The organism is Dactylosporangium sp. CA-139114 (genome assembly GCF_050955725.1).
Classification (GTDB): Bacteria; Actinomycetota; Actinomycetes; order Mycobacteriales; family Micromonosporaceae; genus Dactylosporangium.
The window spans coordinates 4,235,039-4,255,574 of sequence record NZ_CP192080.1; the positions used below are offsets into that span (position 1 = coordinate 4,235,039).

The window sequence follows — 20,536 nt, forward strand, 5'->3', positions numbered from 1 at the left end:
CCTGCGCCGCGCGAGCTACGATCGCAGCGTCGCTACTGTAGGCCAGAGCGGCGTGACCCGTGGTAGTGTCTTGATCGATTCAAGTCGATGTGCCTGGGGAGCCACCATGACCGCTACGACACAGCGCCCGGCCGGCCAAGCCCCGCGGCTGCCGTTCGCCCGGCCCAACATCCTCGAGATCGCCCCGCTCTACGACGTCCTGCGCCGCGAGGCGCCGATCACCCTCGTGACCACGCCCGCCGGTGACCCCGCGTGGCTCGTGACGGCCTACTCGCAGGCGCGGCAGATCTTCGGCGACAAGCGCTTCGGCCGCTCCCATCCCCAGCCGCAGCGCGCGTCGCGGATCACCCACGCCGCGCTGCAGGATGGGCCGACGGGGGACTACGACACGGAGGAGCGCGAGCACATGCGGATGCGGCGCCTGCTCGCGCCCGCCTTCTCCGCGGCCCGCATGCGCCGGCTCGGCACCCGCATCGAGGAGCTGACCGCGCGCTGCCTCGACGACATGCAGGCCGCCCGGGACGCGAACCCGCACGCCCCGGTGAACCTGCACGAGCTGCTGTCGTTCCCGCTGCCCGTGCTCGTCATCTGCGAGCTGCTCGGGGTGCCCTACGAGGACCGGCAGCGCTTCCGCAACCTCTCCGAGCGCGTCGGGCGCATCGACGGCGGTGCCGACGCGCAGCTGGCGATGCGGGAGTTCAAGGAGTACACGGCCGGGCTCGCCGAGCGCAAGCGCCGCGACCCCGCGCCGGACGTCATCTCCGACCTCGTCACCGCGCAGACGACCGACCCCACGCTCAGCGACGACGAGGTGTCCCGGCTCGCGGCGGGGCTCATCTTCGCCGGCCACGAGACCACCTCGACCCGCATCGACCTGGGCACCCTGCTGCTGCTGGCGGACCTGAGCCGGCGTGACCGGTTCGTGGCCGACCCCGAGGGCGAGGTCGCCGCGACCGTCGAGGAGATCCTGCGCATCACCGCCCCCGGCGGCCTCGGCCTGCTGCGCTACGCCCACGACGACGTCGAGGTCGGCGGCGTCGCGATCGCCCGCGGCGACGCGGTCATCATCTCCAGCAACGCGGCCAACCGCGACGCCACGGTCTTCGCCGATCCCGCGGAGTTCGACGTGGATCGCAAGCCCAACGTGCACCTCGCGTTCGGGCACGGCGCGCACGTGTGCATCGGCGCGAACCTGGCCCGCACCGAGCTGCGCACCGTGTTCCCGGCCCTGCTGCGGCGCTTCCCGGGCCTGCGCCTCGCCGTGCCCGTGGACGACATCGAGGTCCACGCGAACCGGCTCACGGGCGCCGTGGACGAGGTTCCGGTGCTGTGGTGAAGGTCCGGGCCGACACCGACGTGTGCGTGTTCTCGGGCATGTGCGTGCTCAACGTGCCCGAGGTCTTCGACCAGCGCGACGACGGGATGGTGGAGGTGCTCGCCGAGGAGCCGCCGGAGGACCTGCGGGAGCGGGTCCGCCTGGCCGTGCTCGGCTGCCCCTCCGGCGCCCTGTCCGTCGAGGAGGACTGACCTCAGACCTGGCGCACGTGCCGGCCGCGGGACGCCGAGGCGACCGCGGCCAGCAGCGTCATGAGCGTCGCGGCGCCGAAGACCACCACGAGCCCGTCGTGGAACGGCTGCGCGATGAGGTTCGGGAAGAACTCGTGCCCGGTCAGCGTCGTGGCGTTCGCCGGCGGCAGGCTCTGCAGCACGCCGTATGGCTCCAGCAGGTGCGCGACCGGGTTGCTGCCCAGGAACGCGGCGAACAGGGTGCTCACCGGCGGCAGCGAGGCGACGGACCCGGCCACGTCGTGCGGCACCCCCTGCGCGGCGAGGCCGCTCGTCAGCGTCTGCGGCAGCGCGTGGGCCAGGCCGACCACCATGAGCGAGAAGAACACCCCGATCGACAGCGAGGTGCCGGCGTTCTGGAACGTGGCGCGCATGCCCGAGGCGACGCCGCGCTGGTTCGCCGGCACGCTGCTCATGATCGCCGAGGTGTTCGGGGCGGAGAACATGCCCTGGCCGAGCCCGCTGAGCACGAGCAGCGCGGCGAAGAGCGGATACGGGAAGTCGATCGGGATCAGCAGCAGACCCAGGAACCCGGCCGCCACGAGCAGCAGGCCCGTGGTCGAGAACAGCCGCGCGCCGAAGCGGTCGGAGAGGTAGCCGGAGATCGGCCCGGCGATGAGGAACCCGGCGGTCAGCGGCAGCATAAAGATGCCCGCCCACAGCGGCGTGTCCTCGAACCGGTAGCCGTGCAGCGGCAGCCAGATGCCCTGCAGCCAGATGATGAGCATGAACTGCATGCCGCCGCGGGCGATCGACACCAGCAGTGCGGCGAGGTTGCCGGCCGCGAACGCCCGGACCTTGAACAGCCCGAGCCGGAACATCGGGTGCGCGATGCGCGACTCGACCACCACGAACGCGACGAGCAGCAGCACCCCGAGGCCGATCCCGCCGAGCACGCGCGGGCTCGTCCAGCCGGTCGGATGGCCGCCGTAGGGCTGGATGCCGTACGTCATCGAGGCCAGGATCAGCAGGGTGCCCGCGGCGAACGTGACGTTGCCGAGCCAGTCGACGGGGGAGCGGTGGCGCTCGCCGGTCTCGCGCAGGCTGCGGTACGACCAGACCGTGCCCACCACCCCGACCGGCACGCTGACCCAGAACACCGCCCGCCAGTCGATCGCGGCGAGGAGGCCGCCCAGCAGCAGCCCGAGGAACTGCCCGGCGAGCGCGGTGATCTGGTTGATGCCCAGCGCCATGCCGCGCTGGCGGGCCGGGAACGCGTCGGTGAGGATGGCCGCGGAGTTGGCCGTGAGCATCGCGCCGCCGAACGCCTGCACGATGCGCCAGCAGATGAGCCACATCGCCCCGGCCCCGGCGTGGAACGGGTCGAAGGACAGGGCCACCGAGGCGAGGGCGAAGATCAGGAAGCCGAGGTTGTACATCCGGACGCGGCCGAACATGTCCCCGAGCCGCCCGAGCGCGACCACCAGCACCGCGGACACGAGCAGATAGCCCATGATCATCCACAGCAGGTAGCCGATGTTCCCGGGCGCGAGGGGGTCCAGCCCGATGCCCCGGAAGATGGCCGGCAGGGAGATGATGACGATCGAGCCGTCGATGGTCGCCATGAGCATGCCGAGCGTCGTGTTGGACAGCGCGATCCACTTGTACCGGTCGGGCTTCGTCCGCGTCAGCGTGGCGGTCACAGCTCCTCCGCCAGCTTGTCCAGCAGCCGGGCCGCCTGCGCGAGCGCGCGCCGCTCGTCGTCGTTCAGGTGCCCGATCGCCTCGGTCAGCGCGTGGGTCTTCAGCGTGCGCCGGTCGGTGAGCAGCCGGCGCCCCTCGCCCGTGATGGTGATCAGCACGCGGCGCCCGTCGCCGGGATCGGGGGAGCGGCGCACCAGGTCGCGCTGCTCCATGCTCTGCAGCGTGACGCCCATGGCCTGCGGCTTGACCCGCTCGTCGCCGGCCAGCTCCCCGGGCGTCGCCGGACCGCCGCGATCGAGCCGCGACAGCACGGAGGCCTCCGACAACGTCAGCTCCCCGGGCACGTGCGTCTGCCGGAGCCGCCGGACGATGCGCCCGACCGCGATCTGCAGTGCCGCGGCGGTCTGCTCGATCTCCATATAGTAAATGTAGACTGATAAAGCTGGGTTGAAGAAAGGGTGGCGCGGGTGATCCGCGCCACCCGGTCCTCTAGAAGCCGACGGCGACCAGGAGATACTGCGGGCTGCCGTGCGACACGAACGACGACTGGCCGGCGTAGTCGTCGTACGGGAAGCCGTACGCGAGCCGGTTGATGGCGTGGTCGTGCCAGAACTTCGCGTAGTAGTTCGCCGGCGCGGCCAGGTAGTACGTGCTCGGGTTCGACCAGTCGGCCTGCGGCCGCTCGCGCACGTGCCGGTTGAGCGTGGAGCAGTTGGTCGGGTCGTTGGCGAGCACCCCGGCGCAGCCGAAGATGTCCGACGTCGGCGCGTTGATGCCGAACTGCTGGGCGTAGGCGGTGAAGTAGTTCTGGTTCACCCCGCCCGCCCGGAACGTCGGGTCGCTGCCCGGCGCGATGATCCGGTAGGGCGCCTGCGACTGGGCCAGCACCTTGAACTGCTGCGGCACCTCGGCGATGAACTTCGCGAACGTCGCCTCCCGCGTCTCGGTGAAGGTCTGGTAGTCCTCGCCGACCTGCACGTCGTAGCCGTCCTTGGCGTGCAGGCGCATCGCGATCTTCAGGCCGAACGCGTCGACCCGCGTGGTGTTGCCGTTGAACACGTTGGCCCCGACGGTGAACTCGATGAAGTCGAAGTACTGCCCGTTGGGCTGGCCCACGTAGAAGTACATCCGCCCCGCGCTGTTGGCCGGCATGTCGATGTAGGGCTGCTCGGCGATCGAGTGCGTCTGCCCGTTGAAGCTCCAGTAGACCTGGCTGTCCGGGTAGCGGCCGTTGGTGCGGTTGAGCACCTTCACCATGACCACGTTCTGGGCGGCCGGGATGCCGCTGGTGTCGCCCCAGAACTGGTCCGGGGGCGGCGGGCTGCTCGGCGGGGTGCTGCCGGGCGTGGTCGGCGTGGTCGCGGAGACGCGGACGCCGAACTCGTAGAGCGAGTAGCCGTACGCGGTGGCGCGGGCGGTGCCGTACATCCGCACGTAGCGCCCGGAGCCGGTGACGGTCAGGTTCTGCACCCCGCCCGCGCCGGTGGTCGTGCTGTAGATCGTCGTCCAGGTCGTGCCGTCGGCCGACGTCTGGATCTGGAACGCCTTGCCGTAGGCGGCCTCCCAGTTCAGGTCGACGCCGCAGATCGTCGCCGTGGCGCCCAGGTCGACCTGCAGCCACTGCGGGTCGCTGAACGCGCTGGACCAGCGGGTGGTGGTGTTGCCGTCGAACGCGGCCGAGGCCGGGCTGGCGGCGTTCTCCGTCGACGACGCGGTCGCCGGCTTGCCCTGGGCGTAGTTCGACGTGCCGCAGGACCCGCCGCCGAACGTGCCGAAGACCTGGAACTCCCACAGCGAGTAGCCGTAGGCGGTGCCGCGGGCCGTGCCGTTCATCCGCACGTAGCGCCCGGAGCCGGACACGCTGAGCGTCTGCACGCCGCCGGTGCCGGTCGTGGTGCTGTAGACGTTCGTCCAGGTCGTGCCGTTGGCCGAGGTCTGGATCTGGAAGGACTTGGCGTAGGCCGCCTCCCAGTTGAGCACCACCTGGTCGATGGTGGCCGTCTGGCCCAGGTCGACCTGCAGCCACTGCGGGTCGCTGAACGCGCTGGACCAGCGCGTGCCGGTGTTGCCGTCGGTGGCGGCCGAGGCGGGTGTGCCGGCGTTCTCGCTCGACGAGGCGGTGGTCGGCCGGCCCTGCGACAGCAGCGTGCTCGCGGCGCTGGCGCTGCCGATCGAGAAGGCCGCGTAGCCGGCCAGGACCAACGCCACGGAGAGCGCGCTCACGAGGATGCCGCGCCGCCGATTCCGTGGACGTCGATCGATGGATGCGGGGACGGGTGGTCTGGTGGTTTCGGACATCAAGGCAGCTCCCTGACGTGGTTGGGGCGTCATTGCGGGTAGGGGCGGCCGCCGCCGCGCCCCATCGGGCGCGCCGGTTCAGGCGGTGGACCGGCGCTGGCGGGCGGTGGTCGGTGACGCGTGTGAGAGAGCGCTCTCTTCGCCTAGAGCGTCATCCAATCGGCCGGTTCCGTCAAGTGGCGGGTTTTGATGTCTGACGCATCGGGCACGTGCTGTCACAGATGGGCACGTCGTCGTGTCCACTGGGGCCTGGGAGGTGCACATTGGCTGACACGCAATCCGCATCAGCTCCCACGGGCGGGATCATCCGAAGTCTGATTCCCGCCCGGATCGACCGCTTGACCTGGGCGCCGTTCCACACGCGCATGGTCATCGCGCTCGGCACCGCCTGGGTGCTCGACGGACTCGAGATCACCATCGCCAGCGCCGTCGGGGCCGTGCTCAACAAGCAGGAGACGCTCGGGCTCTCCAGCACGCAGGTCGGCGCGATCGCCACCGTGTACCTGCTCGGCGAGGTCTTCGGCGCGCTGTTCTTCGGCCGCCTCTCCGACGCCCTCGGCCGCAAGAACCTCTTCATCGTCACCCTCGGCGTCTACCTCGCCGGCAACGCCCTCACGGCGCTGACCTGGGGCAACGACGTCGCGGGCCTGGTCTTCCTCTATCTGACGAGGTTCATCGCCGGCGCCGGCATCGGCGGCGAGTACGCCGCGATCAACTCCGCCATCGACGAGATGATGCCCGCCAGGTACCGCGGCCGGGTCGACATCGGCGTGAACGGCACCTACTGGGGCGGCGCCATCGTCGGCACGCTCGGCACCTACGTGCTGCTCAACCACATCTCGCTGAACATCTCCTGGCGGCTGGGCTTCCTCATCGGCCCGATCATCGGTCTGCTGATCTGGAACCTGCGGCGGCACCTGCCGGAGAGCCCCCGGTGGCTCATCATGCACGGCCGCGAGCGGGAGGCCGAGGAGGCCATCGCCGAGATCGAGCGCGACGTCGAGCACTCCGGCCAGCGCCTGGCCCCCGTCGACGAGCACCACGCCATCGAGGTCAAGCCGGCCTCCGGCCACGGCTACCTCGCGCTGATCAAGGTGCTCTTCACGAAGCTGCCGGCCCGCTCCACGCTGTCGGCCTCGCTCATGATCACGCAGTCGTTCCTCTACAACGCGATCTTCTTCACCTACACCCTGGTGCTGTCGAAGTTCTACCACGTCGACGCCGAGAAGACCCCGATCTACCTGATCGCCTTCGCCGTGGGCAACCTGGCCGGCCCGCTGCTGCTCGGCCACCTCTTCGACACCCTCGGCCGGCGCAAGATGATCGCCGGCACCTACCTGCTGTCGGGCGTCCTGCTGGCCATCTCGGCCTGGATGTTCGACGCCGGCATCCTCAACGCCTTCACCCAGACGCTCGCCTGGTGCGTCATCTTCTTCTTCGCCTCGGCCGGCGCGAGCTCGGCCTACCTCACGGTCTCCGAGATCTTCCCGCTGGAGATCCGCGCCCAGGCGATCGCCGTGTTCTTCGCGATCGCCCAGTGCTTCGGCGCCATCGGCCCGATCTTCTACGGCTGGCTGATCGGCGAGGGCACCGACCCGGGCAAACTGTTCATCGGCTACCTCGTCGGCGCGGCCGTGATGGTCATCGGCGGCGCGGTCGAGATCATCCTGGGCGTGGACGCGGAGGGCAAGTCCCTCGAGCACGTGGCCACGCCGCTCACCGCGGTCTCCGTCGGCGGCAACCGCGTCGAGGAGTAGCCCACACCCCCATCCCCGCGCACCTGGCGGCGCCCGGCTCCGGCCGGGCGCCGCCAGGTGCGCCGGCCGCCACGCCGCCGCGCTCAGCGGGTGAACGCCACGTCCAGCACCGAGCCGAGCGCGAGGTAGGCCATCGCCCCGAGCGCCGCGGCCGGCACGAGCGCCACCAGCGCCAGCAGCCGCTCCCGCCCGGTGCGGCTCAGCACCAGGGGCACCGCGAGCCCGATCGCCGCCACGATCCAGGCCTCGCCCGCCGGGCGCTCCTGCACCGCCAGGTACGCCGCCTCGGCCAGGAACACCCCGCCGAGCACGCACACCCCGACGACCCGCCGCCCCCGCCGCTCGTCGCGCCACCACGCCCCGGCGGTCGCGAACACCGGACCGGCCAGCAGGCCCACCGCCCCCCACCCGAGCGGCCCCGCGAGCACGTCGGCGCCGACGTGCCGCCCCTCGAACGCCACGAGCCCGCCGTAGTACCCGGCCACCGCCCCGACCAGCACCACGGTGCCCGCGAGCCAGACCCGCCACCACCCCGCGCGCACGGCCGCCCCGGCCGCGAACGCCCCGGCGGCCCACACCGCCCCCGAGTTCACCAGCCGGCTCGAGTCGCCCGGCAGCACGTGGTTCAGCGCCAGCGACACCACACCGAGCGCGATCCCACCGGCGGCCCACGCGAGCATCGTCTTCACGCCCGCATGGTGCCAGACGGCGTCACATTCCTCTGTGGAGTTGTGCAACCAACCCGTGCATCCCGACGCCGCCGACCGTAGACCGGGGGTACGACACTTTCGCGTCGTCGCGGGTCGCCGCCCGGGTCCCCGAGCCTGCAACCGGCATCACAGCCCGCTCTCAGCAATCGGATGGCACTGCGTGTCATGCTTATCCGATGGCGACTACTGAGGCGGTTCCCGGCCCTGCGGTCCGGCGGCGTTCGCTCCTGCGGCCCCTCGCGTTCACGGCGACCCTCGCCGTGGTGCTCGGGCTGCTGTTCGGGGTGCCGTGGTGGTCGCTGGTCATGGCCGGCAACGACTGGCCGCTCGGCGTCCGGGTCGCCGGCACCGCCGTGTTCGCCGTGGCGCTCGTCGTGTTCCCGGTGACGATGTTCCTCGGCCACGGGCGCCGCGTCGACCGGGCGGCCCGCCTCGCCGACACGATCCTCGGTGCCGTGTGGATCCTCTTCGTCTGGGCCGTGGCCGGGGACCTGCTGCGCCTCGCCCTGCTCGCCGGGGGAGTCGACGACCCGGTGCGCTCCCGCGTGGCGGCCGGGTTCACCGCGGTGGTCGCGCTGGGGCTGGGCGTGTGGGGATACCGCGAGGCCATGCGCGTCCCGCGGGTGCGCCGGGTCGAGGTGCGCATCCCGCGGCTCGGGGCCGGGCTCGACGGGCTCAAGATCGTCCAGCTCACCGACACCCACTACGGGCCGATCGACCGCGTCGCCTGGTCGAAGGGGGTCACCGAGGTGGTCAACACGCTCGGGGCCGACATCGTGGCCCACACCGGCGACATCGCCGACGGCACCCCCGGGCAGCGCACCGCGCAGGCGGCCCCGCTGGCCGACGTGCGGGCCGGGCTGGCGCGGGTCTACGTCACCGGCAACCACGAGTACTTCGGCGAGGCCCAGGGCTGGCTCGACCACATGCAGGGCCTCGGCTGGGAACCGCTGCACAACCGGCACATCGTGATCGAGCGCGGCGGTGACCGGCTCGTGGTGGCCGGGGTCGACGACCGCACCGCCGCCGGCAGCGGGCTGGAGGGGCACCGGGCCGACCACGCCATCGCGCTGGAGGGGGCCGACCCGCAGCTGCCCGTGCTGCTGCTCGCCCACCAGCCCAAGCAGATCGACGCCGCGGTGGCGCACGGCATCGATCTGCAGATCTCCGGGCACACCCACGGCGGGCAGATCTGGCCGTTCCACTACCTGGTGCGCGTCGACCAGCCCGTGGTGCAGGGGCTGACCCGGCACGGGGAGCGCACGCAGCTCTACACCAGCCGCGGCACCGGCTTCTGGGGACCGCCGTTCCGCGTGTTCGCGCCCAGCGAGATCACCGAGATCGTACTGCGCGCCGGCGCCTGACGGTCGTTACCGGCAGTACACGGGCGTGCCGGGAGCGTGACCGGCGTCACCGAACGCATCGGCGCTCGTCGACGGTGACGGGCGTATGTTCAGCCTTGCGGGTCCCGGCGCCCTGACACCGGGACCAACGGGGATGGCACATGAGCGCTGTGACGCTCGCCTTTCTGGGCCTGGGTGGCCTGAGCCTGCTGTCGCTGCTGATCTCGCTGCGGTTCCGCCACCTGGGGCACCTGCGGTGGCCGCACCTCCCCGGTCATCCGCGGTGGCCGCACCTGCCGCGGGGTCACGCGCGGGGCCCAGGGTTCGCCCTGCCGGCCACGAGCGGGTTTCTGGGCGGGTTCGGGTTCGGCGGGGCGATCGCGATCGAGGCCACCCATCGCACCGGCGGCGCGGCGGTGCTCGCCGGGATCGTCGCCGGCGTCGTGGTCGGGGCGCCGCTGGCCTGGGCGGCGGGGCGGTTCGTGGCCGCCGTCGCCGGCATGCGCACCGACGCCACCCCCGAGAGCGCCGGGCTCGTCGGGGCCACCGGGATCGTCGTCAGCGAGATCCCCGTGGGCGGGCTCGGCCAGGTGCGGCTGTCCTATGCCGGGCAGCCGATGCAGTGCAACGCGCGCGCGGACGGCCCGCTCGCGCTCGGCGTCGAGGTGCTGGTCATCGGGGTCCCGACGCCCACCAGCGTGCTCGTCATGCCGCTGTCGGCCGTTCTCAACCTTGAGGAAGGGTCATGAATCCCCTGTACGTCGCCGTCGGCGGCCTCGCCGTCCTCGTCGTGCTCATCGTCGCCTCCGTGCTGTCGCGGGTCCGGGTCGCCGGGCCCAACGAGGCGTTCATCGTCACCGGCCGCAAGGGCCGCGCCGTCACGAGCGCCGACGGCAGTGTCACCACGGACCTGTCCGGCCAGAAGGTCGTCATGGGCGCGTCGGTCTTCGTGCTGCCGGTCGTGCAGCGGCTGTACCGCCTGGACCTGTCCAGCCGCGAGATCCCCGTCCAGGTCAGCGCGGCGGTGAGCAAGCAGGGCATCCGGTGCGACGCCGAGGCGGTCGCGATCGTCAAGGTCGGCGGCACCGCCGAGATGATCCGCCCGGCCGCGCAGCGGTTCCTGCACCAGCAGAACCGCATCGAGACGTTCACCGCGCAGGTGCTCGCCGGCGCGCTGCGCAGCGTCATCGGGCGGCTCACCATCGAGGAGATCATCCGGGACCGGGCCGGGTTCGCGGCGCACGTCGCCGAGGAGGCCGAGCTCACCCTCACGCATCAGGGGCTGGTCCTCGACGTGTTCCAGCTCGAGGACATCCGCACCGCGGGCACCTACCTGCAGGACCTCGGGCGGCCGGAGGCGGCCCGGGTGTTCCGGCTGGCCGCGATCGCCGAGGCGCAGGCCCGGCAGGGGGCCGAGCAGGAGCGGATGCGGGCCGAGGAGGCGATCGCCGAGTCGGAGCGGAACCTGGCGGTCAAGAAGGCCACGGTGCAGGCCGAGATCGACGCGGCCAACGCCCGCTCGGCGAGCGCGGGCCCGATCGCGCAGGCCGAGATGCAGCAGGCGGTCCTCGCCGAGCAGCAGAAGGTGGCCGAGCGCAATGCCGAGCTCAAGCAGCGCCAGCTCGACACCGAGGTGCGCAAGCCCGCCGACGCCGAGCGCTACCGGGTGGAGCAGGAGGCCGAGGCGGCCAAGAACGCGGCGATCGCGCGGGCCGAGGCCGGGCGGCAGGCGACCATCGCCGGCGCACAGGCCCAGGCGGAGCAGGCGCGGCTGGTCGGCGAGGGCGAGCGGGCCCGGCGCGCGGCGGCCGCGGAGGCGGTGCGGCTGGAGGGCGCGGCCGAGGCGGACGCGGTGCTGGCCCGCGGGCAGGCCGAGGCGGCGGCGATGCGGGCCAAGGCCGGGGCGTTCGGGGAGTACGGCCAGGCGGCCATCCTCGACCTGCTCGTGCGCGTGCTGCCCGAGGTGGTGGGGGCGGCGAGCGCGCCGATCGGGGAGATCGACCGGATGACGGTCATCTCGACCGAGGGCGCGACCTCGCTGACCAAGGCGGTGGCGAGCAACGTGGCCCAGGGGCTGCAGCTCGGCACCGACCTGACCGGCATCGACCTCAAGGCCCTCCTGGCCGGGCTGGCGGCGAGCGGCGCGAGCGGGAGCAACGGCAAGCCCGGGGCGATCGAGGCGAAGTAGACCGGAGGCGCACCCCCTTGGTACCGTCGAGTACCAAGGGGGTGTGTGCCATGCTGCCAGGCACCGCGGTCCGATGGGCCACCAAGCACGGCTTCATGCGGGCCGGCATCAACGCCGCCGCGCGCAAGGGCGACGAGCAGGCCCGGTTCTTCGTCGATCCGGCCGTGCGCGCCGATCCCTACCCGTTCTACCGGGGCATTCGCGAGACCGCGCCGCTCGTGCGCGGCCGGCTCATGTGGGCCACCGCGCGGCACGACCTCGCCGGGGCGGTGCTGCGGCACGAGGCCTTCGGGGTCGGGTTCTCCGACCGGCCGCTGCCGGCGCCGGTCGGGCTCATGTTCCGGTTCAGCCGGCGCAGCTCGCCGATCGGGCCGGTCGACCCGCCGTCGATGCTCGTGACGGACCCGCCCGACCACACGCGGTACCGCCGGCTGGTCTCGAAGGTGTTCACCGCCCGTGCGATCGAGGGGCTGCGGCCGCGCATCGAGCAGACCTGCGCCGAGCTGCTGCGGGACAAGCCGGCCGACCTGATCGCCGACTTCGCCTCCCTGCTGCCGGTGACGGTGATCGCGGAGATCCTCGGCGTCCCGCTGGACATGCGCCAGAAGTTCCTGGCCTGGGGCAACGCCGCCGCGCCGACGCTGGACCTGGGGCTGGCGTTCTCGACGTACCGGCAGACCGAGGTCAACATCCGCCACGTCAACGACTGGATGCGCGGGCACTTCGCGCGGCTGCGCCGCGACCCCGGCGACGACCTGCTCAGCCAGCTGGTGCGGCTCGACGACCTGAGCGAGGACGAGCTGCTGGCGACCGCGGGGCTGCTGCTCGCGGCCGGGTTCGAGACCACCGTGAACCTGCTCGGCACCGGCGCCTGGCTGCTCATGCGCCACCCGGAGCAGCTCGCGATCCTGCGCGAGCAGCCGCAGCGGTGGGGCAACGCGGTCGAGGAGACGCTGCGCTTCGACTCGCCGGTGCAGGTGACCGCGCGCGTGTGCCGGAAGGCCACCGAGTTCGGCGGGGAGGCGATCCAGCCGGGGCACGTCGTCATGGCGATGCTCGGCGGTGCCAACCGCGACCCGGAAGTATTTCCCGATCCGGACACATTCGATGTGACCCGGACGAATGCGCGCGAGCATTTGTCGTTCTCCGGCGGGGTGCATTACTGCCTCGGCGCCGCGCTGGCCCGGCTCGAGGGCGAGATCGGGCTGCGGATGCTCTTCGAGCGCTATCCTGACCTGCGCATCGACGGTGAACCACATCGACGGACCACCCGGGTCCTGCGCGGGTTCGAGTCGCTGCCCGTGACGATCTGAGCAAGCGCGTGTTTCCGGATGCGTCCTGCCGCCTCACACGTGTGCATCCCTGAATTGCTGGAAACGGCGCCGAATCAATGCTGTGACGGCGTATTCGTGGAAATGCCACGGGCGCATCACACCGGGGCCGGAGCATTCTCGCCGTGCGTCGGACGCTGCCATTCTCTCTCGTGCTGGCCCTGGTCGCCGCGCTGCTCGGGCCCGTGCCCGCGGCCCGCGCCGCCACCCCCGCGGGCTTCGCCACGCAGCTCGTCGTCGGGGCGGGGCTGGACGGGCCGAGCGGGTTCGAGATCGCGCCCGACGGGCGGGTCTTCATCCTCGAGCGCACCGGCAAGGTCAAGATCCTCAAGGACGGCCACCTGCTCGCGCAGCCGTTCGCCGACCTGCCCTCGGAGGCCTCGGGCGACCGGGGGCTGATCGGGGTCGCGTTCGATCCCGGGTTCGGGGTCGCCAACCACTGGGTGTACTTCTACTACACCGGCCACGACCTGCGAAACCATCTCGTGCGCTTCGACGCGTCCGGCGACGTCGGCACCGAGGGCCCCTTCACGATCTTCGAGACCCAGTCGCCGTCGCAGCTGCTGCACGTCGGCGGGAGCATCCGCTTCGGGCCGGACGGCAAGCTCTACTTCGCGGTCGGTGACAACGGCTACCCGCCCAACGCCCAGGACCTCTCCAACCCGCACGGCAAGATCCTGCGGATCAACCCGGACGGCTCGATCCCGGCCGACAACCCGTTCGCCGGGCAGCCGGGCCGGCTCGGAGCGATCTGGGCCTACGGGTTCCGCAACCCGTGGCGCTTCCAGTTCGACGCCGCGACCGGGCGCCTCTACGCGGGCGACGTCGGCGACTACACCTGGGAGGAGCTCAACCTCGTCGTCAAGGGCGGCAACTACGGCTGGCCGGTGCACGAGGGCCGCTGCAGCACCGGCTGCGCGGGCTACACCGACCCCGTCTCGGCCTACAACCACGACGGCGGCAGCGGCGCGGTCACCGCCGGACCCGTCTACCACGGCACCCAGTTCCCGGCCGAGTACGCCGGGAGCCTGTTCTTCGGCGACTACTCCCGCGGCTTCATCAAGCGCGCGGTGCTCGACGGGGCGGGCCAGGTCGAGCGCGTCGAGGACTTCGACCTCGACGCGGGCAGCGTCGTCGACCTGAAGGTGGCGCCCGACGGGTCGCTCTACTACCTCACGTACTTCCCCGGCCAGCTCTACCGCGTGTCGTACAGCCCGGCCGGCAACGCCCCCGTGGTGCACGCCGCCGCCGACTCCACCGGCGGCCCGGCCCCGCTGACCGTGCACTTCTCCTCGGCCGGCACGAGCGATCCCGACGGGGACGACCTGACCTACACCTGGGACTTCGGCGACGGCAGCAGCAGCACGGCGCCGAACCCGGCGAAGGTCTACGCGAACGTCGGCGTCTATCCCGCGACGCTCACGGTCTCGGACGGCACGAGCACCGTCGCCTCCCGGCCGATCGTGGTCCAGGTCGGCACCCCGCCCACCGTGCGGATCGCGGCGCCGGTCGACGGCAGCGCGTACGACTCGGGCGACACGATCACGGTCAACGCCTTCGGCAACGACGCGGCCGGCTTCGACGTCTCCGACGGGGACATCAAGACCGAGGTCTTCCTGCACCACAACACCCACGTGCACCCGTTCGTCGGGCCGCTGACCGGCCGGGTCGGGCAGTTCACGATCCCGACCACCGGCGAGGCGTCGGCGAACACCTGGTTCGAGATCAAGGTGACCGTCACCGACCGCAACGGCCTGTCGAGCGCCCGGTCGGTGTTCATCTACCCGCGCACGTCCACGATGACGTTCGCGACCAACCCGCCCGGCCTCGGCCTGACCCTCGACGGCGTCCCGATCGCGACCCCGGACCAGGTGCCGGGCGTGGTCGGCTTCCAGCGCGAGCTGGCCGCGCCGCCGACCGCCGTGGACGCGGCCGGCACCGTCTACCACTTCACCGGCTGGTCCGACGGCGGCGCGATCCGGCACTTCGTGACCACCCCGCCGGCCGACGCCACCTGGACCGCGACCTACGCCCCGTCGGCCCCGTTCACCGGCGAGTACTTCAACAACCAGAACCTCGACGGCGCCCCCGCCCTCGTCCGGGGCGACAAGACCGTCGACTTCGTGTGGTCCACCGGCTCGCCCGATCCGAGCATCGCCGCCGACCACTTCTCGGCGCGCTGGACGAAGACCGAGTACTTCGCCTACGGCCGCTACCGCTTCACCATCGCCTCCGACGACGGCGCCCGCCTCTTCATCGACGACGACCTCGTCATCGACCAGTGGCACGACCAGGGCCCCACCGCCTACGACCACGTCGCCGACCTCGGCGCCGGCGAGCACACGGTGCGGATGGAGTTCTACGACAACGTCGTGGACGCGAGCGCCCGGCTGAGCTGGGACACGACGCCGGACCAGCCGCGGGACGTGTTCACCGCGCAGTACTGGAACACCCCCGGCTCCGGCGACAAGCCCAGCGTGCCGTCGGCCGCCCCGGCGCTGACCCGCGACGAGCCCGCGATCGACCACGACTGGCAGCTCGGGTCGCCGGGTCCGGGCATCGCCGACGACCACTTCGTCGCCCGGTGGACCCGGTCGCTGACCCTGACCGCCGGGTACTACGACTTCACCACCACGACCGACGACGGCGTGCGCCTGTGGGTCGACGGGCAGCTCGCCGTCGACCACTGGGGCGACCAGGGCCCGACGCCCTACACGGCCCACCTGCCGCTGGGCAACGGCGCGCACACGGTGGTCATGGAGTACTACGAGAACGGCGGCGGCGCCCTCGCCCGGCTGACCTGGGCCCGCACCGGGGACATCCCGGCCGCCCCGCCGTACCTGGCGAAGTACACGGACGCGAACGCCGAGTACTACGCGAGTGAGTCCGCAGTGGACCACGAGTGGGGCGACGGCGGGCCCGGGCACGGGATCGGGGCGGACGACTTCCGCGCGGAGTACACCCGCACCGTCGTGCTGCCCGCCGGGCTCTACCGCTTCTCCGGCGCCTCCGACGACGGGGTCCGCGTCTCGGTCGACGGGCTGCCGATCGTGGACAAGTGGCGCGACCAGAACGAGGACTTCAGCGCCGACGTCTCCCTGCTCGGCGGCGCGCACGACATCAGGGTCGAGTACTACGAGCACGCCGCCGGCGCCCGCCTGCACTTCGGCTACAAGCGCGTCGGCGACGTCGCCGCCCCGGCCGGCTGGACCGGCGCCTACTACGTGGGCACCGACCTCGGCGGCGCGCCGGCGATGCTGCGCACCGACGGCGCCATCGACTTCGACTGGGGCAGCGGCTCGCCCGGCCCGGCGATCCCCGCCGACGGCTTCTCCGCCCGCTGGACGAGGACCGAGCACCTCGCCGGCGGCGCCTACCGCATCACCGCCACCAGCGACGACGGGATCCGCGTGCGCCTCGACGGGGACGTGGTCATCGACGGCTGGTCCGAACACCCACCGGCCACCTACACGTACGACACCACCCTGCTCGAGGGCGACCACACGATCACGGTCGAGTACTTCGAGCGCGGCGGGAGCGCACTGGCGCGCTGTTCGGTCATCCGTTTGTGATCTTGAGGAGATCCACTGTGACCAGCCCAAGGGCCACGATCGTCATCCCCTGCCGGCACGAGGAGGACAACGTCGGGCCGCTGATGCGCCGGCTCGCCGCGGTCGTCGACGACGTCGAGCTGCTCTTCGTGGACGACAGCGACGACGACGGTACCGTTGCCGCCATCTCGAACGCGGCCCGCGAACTGCCCGCGACCATGCGCGTGCGGGTCTTCCACCGCACCGGCGCGCAGCGCGTGGGCGGGCTGGCCGGCGCGGTCGTCGACGGCTACCGGCGCGCCCGCGCGACCCGGGCGCTCGTGATGGACGCCGACCTGCAGCACCCGCCGGAGCTCGTGCCCGCGATGCTCGCCGCGCTCGACGACCACGACCTCGTCATGGCCAGCCGCTACCGCGAGGGCGGCACCAGCGGCGGGCTCGACGGGCCGCTGCGCCAGGCCGTCTCGACCGGCTCGACGCTGCTCGCCCGGGCCGCGTTCCCGGTCGCGCTGCGCGGCGTCACCGACCCCATGACCGGCTTCTTCGGGGTGCGGCTGGACAAGGTCGACCCGGACCGGCTGCGCGCCCGCGGGTTCAAGATCCTCCTGGAGATCCTGGCCCGCTACCCGCGGCTGCGCCGGACCGAGCTGCCGCTGGAGTTCGGCGCGCGGCTGGCGGGGCAGAGCAAGGGCGACCTGCGGCAGGGGCTGCTGTACCTGCGCCAGCTGCCGTCCCTGCGCGCGACGACCTGGTTCGCGACCCCGGCCGCCCGCTGGGGCACGCTGCTCGCGCTCGTCGCCGCGCTCACCGCCGGGCTGGCGGCCGCGCCGCTGTCCGGGGCCGCGGTGCTGGCACTGCTCGTGACCGCCGTCGCCGTCTACAACACCGTCGTCGGCGCGCTGGAGGTGCGCTGGCGGCTGTACGGCTGGCGCACGCCCGAGGCGGTCTCGCAGATGCGCTGGCCGTTCAGCGACGGCGTCCACCAGGAGCGGTTCACGATCATCGTGCCGGCGCTGCACGAGGACCTGGTCATCGCCGGGACGCTGCGGCACCTGCTCGAGCAGGACCACCCGGACTACGAGATCCTGGTGTCGCTGTGCGAGGGCGACGACGCCACGATCGCCGAGGTCGAGCGCGTGCGGGCGGGCCACGACCCGCACGGGCGGGTGCGCACGGTGATCCGCGCCTACGAGCGCTCCAACAAGCCGCGGCAGCTCAACGCCGCCCTGGCCGTGGCCACCGGCACCGTCGTCGGCGTCGTCGACGCCGAGGACGACGTCGCCCCGCAGCTGCTCACGCGGGTCGACACCCTCCTGGGGCGCACCGGGGCCGACGTCGTGCAGGGCGGGGTGCAGCTGATGACGCTGGGCTCGCGGGCGCGGGACTGGTTCAAGGTGCACAACGTCATGGAGTACTTCTTCTGGTTCACCAGCCGCATGTTCTACCAGGTGCGGACCGGTTTCGTGCCGCTCGGCGGGAACACCGTGTTCATCCGCCGCGCGCTGCTGGAGAAGGCCGGCGGGTGGCCGGACAACCTCACCGAGGACTGCGCGCTCGGGGTGCTGCTGTGCACGCGGTACGGCGCGAAGGTCGTCGCCGCCTACGAGCCCGAGCTCGCGACCCGGGAGGAGGTGCCGCAGACCATCGCGAACAAGCGGGCCGGATCGCTGTTCTGGCAGCGGGTGCGCTGGAACCAGGGGTTCCTCAGCATCCTGCTCGAGGGCCGCTGGTCGGCGCTGCCCACGCTGCGGCAGCGGGTGCTGGCGGGGTACATCCTGGCCACCCCGTTCCTGCAGGCCTTCTCGGCGCTGCTGCTGCCGCTGTCGATCGCGACGATCGTGTGGCTGAAGGTGCCCGTGTTCGTGGCCATGCTCATGTACGCGCCGTTCCTGCCCATCCTCATCACGCTCGCGACGCAGGTCGTGGGGCTGCGGGAGTTCGCGCGCTCGTATCGGCAGAAGGTCCTGTGGCGCCACTACGCCTTCCTCCTCGCCGGGGCCCCGGTGTACCAGTGGGTGCTCATGGGCGCGGCGTTCTGGGCCGTCTGGCAGCACATCGACGGGAACACCACCTGGCACAAGACGGCCCACGGCGGCCACCACCGCCCGGTGCTCGCGTCATGACCGCGCTGCTGGAGATCGAGCGCTCGGCCGCCGTGGCCGCACCGGCGCCGCCGGTCCAGCGACGGTCCTACCGCTCCGCCTGGATCCTCGTGCCGCTGCTCGTCGTCGCCGGTCTCGTCAACGGGTGGAACCTGCACGGCTGGCCGGGCCGGGTCAACGACGACGAGGGCACCTACGTCGACCAGGCCTGGGCGATGCTCGACCACGGCGCCCTGGCCCACTACACGTACTGGTACGACCACCCCTTCCTCGGCTGGGCCATCATCGCCGGGTACGCCGGCCTGACCGACGGCTTCGACCGCGCCCCCAGCGGCGTCATGGTCGGCCGCGAGGTCATGCTCATCGCCGCGCTGGTCAGCTGCGCCCTGCTCTGGCTGCTGGCCCGGCGGCTGAGGTTCAACCGGGCCTGGTCGGCGGTCGCCGTCGCCCTGTTCGCGCTGAGCCCGCTCGCGGTGTACTTCCACCGCATGGTGTTCCTGGACAACCTGGCCACCATGTTCATGCTCGCCGCCCTGGCCGCGGCCGCCTCCCCGCGGCGCAGCGTCGGCGCGGCGCTGGGCAGCGCGGTGTGGTTCGCCGGGGCCGCGCTGTGCAAGGAGACCATCGTCATCCTGCTCCCGGCGCTGGTCTGGCTGCTCGTGCGGCACACGGACCGCCGGACCCGGCCGTGGAACCTCGGCGTGTTCGGGGTCGCGTTCGTCGTGCTCGTCTCGGCCTACCCGGTCTTCGCCCTGCTCAAGAACGAGCTCGTGCCGGGGGACGGGCACGTGAGCCTCAGCTGGGCGCTGTGGTGGCAGCTGTTCGGCCGATCGGGCAGCGGCAGCCTCCTCGACCCGTCGTCGGGCGCCTACTCGCTGGCCCACTCGTGGGTGGACCTCGATCCCTGGCTGATCGTCGCCGGTGTCCTGCTCGTGCCGGTGGCGTTGCTCGTCCCGCGCCTGCGCCCGATCGCCCTGGCCCTGCTCATCCAGGTCGCGATGATGTGCCGCGGCGGCTACCTGCCCTTCGCCTACGTCATCGCCCTGCTCCCGTTCGCGGCCCTGCTCATCGCGGGCGCCGGCGACGAGCTGTGGGCGTGGCTGCCGTCCTGGCGCCGGTACCTCCCGGCGGGCGCGGCCGCGCTGGTGGCCGTGACCCTCGTGCTCCCCGCGTGGGCCTCGACGATGATCGCCCAGTCGAGGACGGACGGCAGCGCCGACTCCCGCGCCGCCACGCGGTGGGTCGTCGACCACGTCCCCCGCGACTCGGTCGTCGTGACCGACGACTACATCTGGCTCGACCTGAAGCTCGCCGGCTTCACGAAGCCCGTCTGGCTCTGGAAGGTCGACACCGACCCGGAGGTGATGGAGGAGGTCCTGCCCGCGGGCGTGTCGAGCATCGACTACATCGTGATGGCGGGCCAGGCCGACAGCACCCTGGCGTCCCTGCCGACCCTGCGCGCGGGCGTGGCCGGCTCCGACGTCGTCGAGCGCTTCGGCGAGATCGAGGTCCGGAAGGTCCGCCGGTGACCCGCCTGCTACGCCTCGCGGCCTTCGGCGCCGCGGGCGCGTCGGGCGTCCTGCCGAACCTGGCGGTCATGTGGCTGCTGTCGCAGCGGCTGGGCGTGCACTACCTGGCCTCCGCGGTCGCGGCGACCGAGGTGGCCGTCCTGTGGAACTTCGTCCTGGTCGACACGCTCGTGTTCCGCCGGCGCCGCGCGGCCCGCCCCTGGTGGAGCCGCCTGGCCCGCTTCGCCGTGCTGAACAACCTCGACCTGGCCGTGCGCCTGCCCCTGCTCACCCTCCTGGTCGGCGCCCTGCACCTGCACTCGGTGCCGGCGAACCTGGCCACGCTGGCGGCGGCCTTCGTGCTGCGCTTCGCCGTGACCGATCGCTTCATCTACCGGGAACCGGCCCCGGAGCCGGTCCGCGCCCCACCCGTGCCGCCGGCGGCCCTGGCACTCGCCGACACGACCTGACCCACCGGCCCGGTAGCGCCTGCCGGAATGCGTCGGCCGCCGGCAGATCAAGGTGGACCGTTTCTCGAT

Annotated in this window: 15 protein-coding genes; 11 read left to right on the forward strand and 4 right to left on the reverse strand. The window is 72.2% G+C overall.

The features are described from left to right. Window positions 1–106: 106 nt before the first annotated feature. Both ACQP2P_RS19285 and ACQP2P_RS19290 read left to right on the forward strand, forming a co-directional pair. Window positions 107–1,336 carry a cytochrome P450 gene (locus ACQP2P_RS19285; protein WP_433617856.1) on the forward strand — a complete coding sequence of 410 codons (1,230 nt, stop codon included), beginning with the start codon at window positions 107–109 and terminating at the stop codon, window positions 1,334–1,336. Further along, complete coding sequence (locus tag ACQP2P_RS19290) at window positions 1,330–1,527, forward strand: ferredoxin (RefSeq protein ID WP_433617858.1); 198 nt, start codon at window positions 1,330–1,332, stop codon at window positions 1,525–1,527. Before ACQP2P_RS19285 ends, ACQP2P_RS19290 begins: the two co-directional genes overlap by 7 nt. A 2-nt stretch (window positions 1,528–1,529) precedes the next feature. Here the strand turns inward: ACQP2P_RS19290 and ACQP2P_RS19295 are convergent, their stop codons facing one another. From ACQP2P_RS19295 to ACQP2P_RS19305, 3 genes are all read right to left on the reverse strand, one after another. Then, window positions 1,530–3,209, reverse strand: a complete 1,680-nt coding sequence (locus ACQP2P_RS19295) for an MFS transporter (RefSeq protein ID WP_433617860.1) — start codon at window positions 3,207–3,209, stop codon at window positions 1,530–1,532. Continuing rightward, window positions 3,206–3,628, reverse strand: coding sequence for a MarR family winged helix-turn-helix transcriptional regulator (locus ACQP2P_RS19300; RefSeq protein ID WP_433617862.1), 423 nt, complete (start codon window positions 3,626–3,628; stop codon window positions 3,206–3,208). The genes ACQP2P_RS19295 and ACQP2P_RS19300 overlap by 4 nt, the downstream gene beginning before the upstream one ends. Window positions 3,629–3,698: 70 nt before the next feature. After that, window positions 3,699–5,507 (reverse strand): discoidin domain-containing protein, encoded by a 1,809-nt coding sequence (locus tag ACQP2P_RS19305; protein WP_433617863.1) that lies wholly within the window; start codon window positions 5,505–5,507, stop codon window positions 3,699–3,701. 338 nt (window positions 5,508–5,845) lie between these two features. Here ACQP2P_RS19305 and ACQP2P_RS19310 point away from each other — a divergent pair, with 338 nt between their 5' ends. Beyond that, the gene (locus tag ACQP2P_RS19310; protein WP_433617864.1) at window positions 5,846–7,264 is read left to right on the forward strand and encodes an MFS transporter; all 1,419 of its coding nucleotides are present in this window, start codon (window positions 5,846–5,848) and stop codon (window positions 7,262–7,264) included. Window positions 7,265–7,347: 83 nt separating this feature from the next. Here ACQP2P_RS19310 and ACQP2P_RS19315 read toward each other — a convergent pair whose 3' ends face one another. Next, window positions 7,348–7,944, reverse strand: coding sequence for a DUF6518 family protein (locus ACQP2P_RS19315; protein ID WP_433619186.1), 597 nt, complete (start codon window positions 7,942–7,944; stop codon window positions 7,348–7,350). A 206-nt stretch (window positions 7,945–8,150) separates the two neighbouring features. Between ACQP2P_RS19315 and ACQP2P_RS19320 the strand changes: the two genes are divergently transcribed. The 8 genes from ACQP2P_RS19320 (at window position 8,151) to ACQP2P_RS19355 (ending at window position 20,467) form a co-directional block, all read left to right on the forward strand. Then, on the forward strand, window positions 8,151–9,338 hold the full coding sequence (locus ACQP2P_RS19320) for a metallophosphoesterase (RefSeq protein ID WP_433617866.1): 1,188 nt from the start codon (window positions 8,151–8,153) through the stop codon (window positions 9,336–9,338). A 140-nt stretch (window positions 9,339–9,478) separates the two neighbouring features. Next, complete coding sequence (locus ACQP2P_RS19325; RefSeq protein WP_433617867.1) at window positions 9,479–10,066, forward strand: hypothetical protein; 588 nt, start codon at window positions 9,479–9,481, stop codon at window positions 10,064–10,066. Next, on the forward strand, window positions 10,063–11,505 hold the full coding sequence (locus tag ACQP2P_RS19330; RefSeq protein ID WP_433617868.1) for a flotillin family protein: 1,443 nt from the start codon (window positions 10,063–10,065) through the stop codon (window positions 11,503–11,505). Before ACQP2P_RS19325 ends, ACQP2P_RS19330 begins: the two co-directional genes overlap by 4 nt. Before the next feature lie 50 nt (window positions 11,506–11,555). Then, window positions 11,556–12,818: a cytochrome P450 gene (locus tag ACQP2P_RS19335; RefSeq protein ID WP_433617870.1), complete on the forward strand. Its 1,263-nt coding sequence runs from the start codon at window positions 11,556–11,558 to the stop codon at window positions 12,816–12,818. 143 nt (window positions 12,819–12,961) lie between these two features. Next, on the forward strand, window positions 12,962–16,408 hold the full coding sequence (locus tag ACQP2P_RS19340) for a PA14 domain-containing protein (RefSeq protein WP_433617871.1): 3,447 nt from the start codon (window positions 12,962–12,964) through the stop codon (window positions 16,406–16,408). 17 nt (window positions 16,409–16,425) lie between these two features. Further along, entirely contained in the window at window positions 16,426–18,510 is a 2,085-nt protein-coding gene (locus ACQP2P_RS19345) for a glycosyltransferase family 2 protein (protein ID WP_433617873.1), read from the forward strand. Continuing rightward, window positions 18,507–20,018: an ArnT family glycosyltransferase gene (locus ACQP2P_RS19350; protein WP_433617875.1), complete on the forward strand. Its 1,512-nt coding sequence runs from the start codon at window positions 18,507–18,509 to the stop codon at window positions 20,016–20,018. Before ACQP2P_RS19345 ends, ACQP2P_RS19350 begins: the two co-directional genes overlap by 4 nt. Beyond that, window positions 20,015–20,467, forward strand: coding sequence for a GtrA family protein (locus ACQP2P_RS19355; protein WP_433617877.1), 453 nt, complete (start codon window positions 20,015–20,017; stop codon window positions 20,465–20,467). The genes ACQP2P_RS19350 and ACQP2P_RS19355 overlap by 4 nt, the downstream gene beginning before the upstream one ends. The last annotated feature ends 69 nt before the right edge of the window (window positions 20,468–20,536 follow it).

Excerpts from the sequence above, each read along its gene's own strand:
- ACQP2P_RS19285 (WP_433617856.1), top strand. The coding sequence starts at position 107 with ATGACCGCTACGACACAGCGCCCGGCCGGCCAAGCCCCGCGGCTGCCG.
- ACQP2P_RS19300 (WP_433617862.1), bottom strand. The coding sequence starts at position 3,628 with ATGGAGATCGAGCAGACCGCCGCGGCACTGCAGATCGCGGTCGGGCGC.
- ACQP2P_RS19305 (WP_433617863.1), bottom strand. The coding sequence starts at position 5,507 with ATGTCCGAAACCACCAGACCACCCGTCCCCGCATCCATCGATCGACGT.
- ACQP2P_RS19315 (WP_433619186.1), bottom strand. The coding sequence starts at position 7,944 with ATGCTCGCGTGGGCCGCCGGTGGGATCGCGCTCGGTGTGGTGTCGCTG.
- ACQP2P_RS19320 (WP_433617866.1), top strand. The coding sequence starts at position 8,151 with ATGGCGACTACTGAGGCGGTTCCCGGCCCTGCGGTCCGGCGGCGTTCG.
- ACQP2P_RS19325 (WP_433617867.1), top strand. The coding sequence starts at position 9,479 with ATGAGCGCTGTGACGCTCGCCTTTCTGGGCCTGGGTGGCCTGAGCCTG.
- ACQP2P_RS19330 (WP_433617868.1), top strand. The coding sequence starts at position 10,063 with ATGAATCCCCTGTACGTCGCCGTCGGCGGCCTCGCCGTCCTCGTCGTG.
- ACQP2P_RS19335 (WP_433617870.1), top strand. The coding sequence starts at position 11,556 with ATGCTGCCAGGCACCGCGGTCCGATGGGCCACCAAGCACGGCTTCATG.
- ACQP2P_RS19350 (WP_433617875.1), top strand. The coding sequence starts at position 18,507 with ATGACCGCGCTGCTGGAGATCGAGCGCTCGGCCGCCGTGGCCGCACCG.